This window comes from Parafrankia sp. Ea1.12 (assembly GCF_900465275.1).
Taxonomy (GTDB): Bacteria; Actinomycetota; Actinomycetes; order Frankiales; family Frankiaceae; genus Parafrankia; species Parafrankia soli.
In genome coordinates, this window is the sequence record NZ_UBIZ01000392.1 from 1 (window position 1) to 4,158 (window position 4,158).

The following is a 4,158-nucleotide window of genomic DNA, read 5'->3' on the forward strand; positions in this document are numbered from 1 at the left end:
GGCCCGGCGGGCACCGGCGGGCGCGCCCGGGATGGCCCGGTGGCGGCGGATCTGGGAGGCCACCGAACCACCGGCGGCGGGAACGGCGCAACAGAGCCATGTACTCAGTGATACCTGTGACGTTCGGTGATGCAACGCCTTGACTTCACCGCCCCGGCCGGGACGGCCCTCACCCCACAGGTCATCCACAGGTCCACCCCCGCTACCCACCGGGCCATGAACAGGGTTATCCACATAACGACCCTCATGTGAGGGAGCTCACATAGCGGAGGGGGTGGGTCAGTGGTCCCAGGGTGAGCGTGGCCGGGCCGCCGCCGGTGGTTCGGTGGCCTCCCAGATCCGCCGCCACCGGGCCATCCCGGGCGCGCCCGCCGGTGCCCGCCGGGCCGGCCCGGCTCCCGCCGCCGGCCGCGCCGACGCACCCGACGAAACGGAAGGACCGGTGTCACCGCCCGCACCGGCCCCCGCGGCCGGCGACGCGGCGTCGGGGGAGCGTAGGGACGCCCACCAGCTCGTCGTGTCCTCCACCCCGAGCCGGGTCACCTCCGCCGCCAGCCGTCCGGTGAACGCCCGCACATCCTCGCCGTCACCGGGACGCAGCGGACGACCGAACCGCACCGACACCCGCGGCCGGCCCGGTACCGGCCACGCCCGGCCCCGGGGCATCGCCGCGTACGCACCGCGCAACGCCGCCGGTACCACCGCCACCCCGGCCGTCATCGCCAGATAGCCCGCCCCCAGCCGGAACCGGCCCCGCGACCCGTCCGCCGAACGGGTGCCCTCGGGGAACACCACCAGGTTCCACCCGCCGCGCAGCAGCTCCAACGGTGTCGACGACGGCGCCCCACCGCGACGCTCGATCGGCACCGTCCCGAACGCCAACGCCGAGGACAGGCCCCGCCAGGTGCTGTCGAAGAAGTAGTCCGCCGCCGCCGTCACCGCGGTGCGTTCCCGCACCGCCCGCGGCAACGCGCACAGCAGCATCGGCGCATCCAGATGACTGGAATGGTTCGACACGATGATCACCGGGTCGTCGCCGAGGGAACCGAACACCTCCGCGCCGGCGACCGTCGGGGTCAACGCCGCGTGCAGCAGCGGGTTCATCGCCGCTTCCAGGAACACCGTGCGCGCCGCCCGTGCCGGCCCGCCGCGCGCCCACGCCGTCGGGAACTCCCGGGCGCTCACCGGCCGCCGGTGCCCCTGCGCCGAACCCGGGACCAGCGACCGGCCACCCCAGCGAAACCCGTTCGCCAGCTCCCGGACACTCACCCCCGGCCGCGGCGGGCCACCGAACGCCCCGGTGCGGCTCATCGCACGTCCGCGATCGCGTGCGGCGGGGAATGCAGGTAGGTGATCGACGGGTCACGGCCCACCGTGCCCGACACCATCTCCAACGCGTCGGCGAACGTCGACGCCGCCCGGAACCCCATCCGCGCGCACGCCGCCCGATCCCCCCCGACCCACACCACATCCCCCAGATGGTCCATGCCGTGCGCCGCCCAGTACCACATGTAGAACGGGTGGACGCCGTGGTAGGCGTGCGACGTCCGGTACAGGTGCACATACCACGGGTCGGTCGCGTACTGCTTCTCGAACTTCGCCTCGATCGTCGCCGGGTCCGTCGACTCGGCGAGCACCTCGGAGAAGAAGTCCACATAGGACGGATGGTGCAGCTGGGAGAACTCCGGGGTCACCGGATGGTAAAGAATCATCGCGCCCTGGTGACGGACCAGCGGCCGCCCCCGGTACATGTTGAAGAAATACCCCAGACCCATGCACGTCGCCAGGATCGGGTTCATCACCGAGTTCACGTTGTACGGGCCCACATACGGCAGGCCCACCACCAGCACGTCGGACTGCCCGTCGACCTCGACGAGCTGCTGGCGGTGCACACTGGCGATCGTCTGATCGTGGGTGGCTTCGGTCTCCCCGGCGAACACCCCGGTCACCTGGTAGTCGGCGAGCAGATCATGGAAGATCTTCCGCCGTGGCCGGGTCGGCATCGCCGCCAGCCCCCGACTCATCCCGTAGGCCATCGCCTGGTCCTTGACCGACCACTCCCACTCGCGGCGGGTCAGGAAGCTGTACCGGTCGGGGAAACAGGCGTTGTTCAACGTCGTCTCCACGTGGAAGATCTTCAGATGGTCGGCGAGGAACCGGCCCATCCGCCACGCCGACGAATGCATCTCCGACCGGGTGTGGTCCATGAACGACCGCGACCGCAGCATCGTGTGACTGTTGTGATGGTGGCGCAGGCTGTTGTACGACGCCAACCCGATCGGCACCGACTTGTGCCCGCCGTCCATCGCGACCAGGTTCACGTTCACATAGACCAGCAGGTCACTTTCCGCCGCCCGCCGGTTGATCTCCACGTCCTCACCGTGGTCGGTCACCCCGATGTGCAGCAGATTGTCGCGGTCCTCGGCGTCGTGGTTGTACAGGTTGTCCGGCCAGAACGACCGGAACACCCGCTCCCCGACGATGTGCTCGATCTCCGCCGCCGTCATCCGCCGGTGCAACGCGTTCGCCGCGATCAGCTGCACGTCGTCCACACCCGCCGCCGCCGCCAGCGTCAGCACCTGTTCAATGATCCGCTGCCGCACATCCGGACGGCGCATCCGCGGCAACGGGATCGACAGATCGTCGAACGCGATCGTCAACCGCATCCCCGGCCGCAGCAGCACCCGCAACGGCTCACAGTTGAACGGATGCTCCAACGCCGCGGCGATCGCCGCGTCCACGTCCGCCACCCCCGGAAGCGACTCCGGCGGATACACCACCCGGGTACCCAGCGGGAACCGCTCAAGCGTCAGCCCCTCACCCTGGTGCACCAGCAGCGGAGGTGTGCGCTCGTCGACCTCGAGCACGAACCCCGGTCTCACCTGCACGTTCCCCTCGTCCGTGTGCCGCCCCGGCCGGCCCCGGCGCCCCCGCGCCCGCCCGCCCCGCGGCGAGGACCGCCGCGCGGGGAGACAATCCCGTATACCCCGACCGTGCCACTCCCACCGGCGCCCCCACGCCCACCGGACCGCACCGGCGCGGCGCGCGTCGCGCTCACGCCGACGCCGCCGGATCAAAAACGATCTTCACGGCGCCGAGACGCCCCGCGGACAACGCATGGTCCAACGCCTCCCGCCACCGGGCGAGCGGATACACCGCCGACACCACCCCGTCGAGCGGGGCCGTGGCGGCCAGCGCCAACGCCCGCCCGAAATCCGACTCCACCGGCTCCGCCGCTCCTGCCGGTTCGGTACCGGCCCGGCCGGGCCGGGCGCCGCCGGACGACGCGTACGTCCCCACCAGCTCCAACTCCCGGAACCACAGCGGGGTCAGATCCACCGACCCCGCCGGCACCCCCGACAGCACCACCCGGCCACCGGCCCGAGTCACCCGCAGCGCCGTCGACAGCGACGACGCGCTGCCCGCACAGTCGATCGCCACATCCACCCCGCCGAGCAGATACTCCCCACCCAGCTGCGGGGTCAGCCGCAACGCCCGGTTCGCGCGACGCACCCCACCGACCGCGTCGTCGGGGGCGAGCACCTCGTCCGCGCCGAAACGACGCGCCAGCTCCACCTGCCTGCGATGCTTGGCGACCATCGTCACATGCTCGGCCTTCGTATAGGCGCGGATGGCCAGCAACGTCAGCAGGCCCACCGCCCCCGACCCGATGATCAGCACCCGGTCCCCGGAACGCACCCCGCAGCGACCCGCGGTGTGCACAGCGGTCGCCAACGGCTCGACCAGCACCGCCCGGGAGTCGGGCAGCGTGTCGGGCACCGGATGCAACTGGCTGTGATGGGCGACCAGCGCCCGGCTCCACCCGCCGCCGGTGTCCGCGCAGAACCCGGTCTGCAACCCCGGCGCCAGATGCCCCACCGTGATCCGGTCACACCGTGACGTCCGGCCCGCCGCGCAGCCCACGCACAGCTCCAACCCGCGGGCCGCGCAGCCCAGCACCGGGTCGATCACCACCCGGGCACCTGCGTCCAACCGGCGCCCGTCGGCGAGCGTCACCGCCTCCTGCAGGTCACCGACGATCTCATGACCGGGAGTGAACGGCATCGACACCAGCGGGGAGAAGTAGAACGAGCTCTGCCCCGTCACCGTCGCCAGATCCGACCCGCAGATCCCCGCCAGCCGGGGCCGGGGTGGGTG

3 protein-coding genes are annotated in these 4,158 nt (G+C 71.7%); all 3 read right to left on the bottom strand.

The annotated features are described in order from the left end of the window. Nucleotides 1-279 precede the first annotated feature (279 nt). The gene (locus FMEAI12_RS22445) at nt 280-1,311 is read right to left on the bottom strand and encodes a lysophospholipid acyltransferase family protein (protein WP_112107735.1); all 1,032 of its coding nucleotides are present in this window, start codon (nt 1,309-1,311) and stop codon (nt 280-282) included. Further along, entirely contained in the window at nt 1,308-2,888 is a 1,581-nt protein-coding gene (locus tag FMEAI12_RS22450; RefSeq protein ID WP_071064314.1) for a lactate racemase domain-containing protein, read from the bottom strand. Before FMEAI12_RS22450 ends, FMEAI12_RS22445 begins: the two co-directional genes overlap by 4 nt. A gap of 166 nt (nt 2,889-3,054) precedes the next feature. Further along, on the bottom strand, nt 3,055-4,158 hold a 1,104-nt coding region (locus tag FMEAI12_RS22455), incomplete at its 5' end, for a zinc-binding dehydrogenase (RefSeq protein ID WP_112107736.1).

Bases quoted from the DNA above. Each gene is read 5' to 3' on its own strand.
- FMEAI12_RS22445 (WP_112107735.1), bottom strand. From the start codon at position 1,311: ATGAGCCGCACCGGGGCGTTCGGTGGCCCGCCGCGGCCGGGGGTGAGT.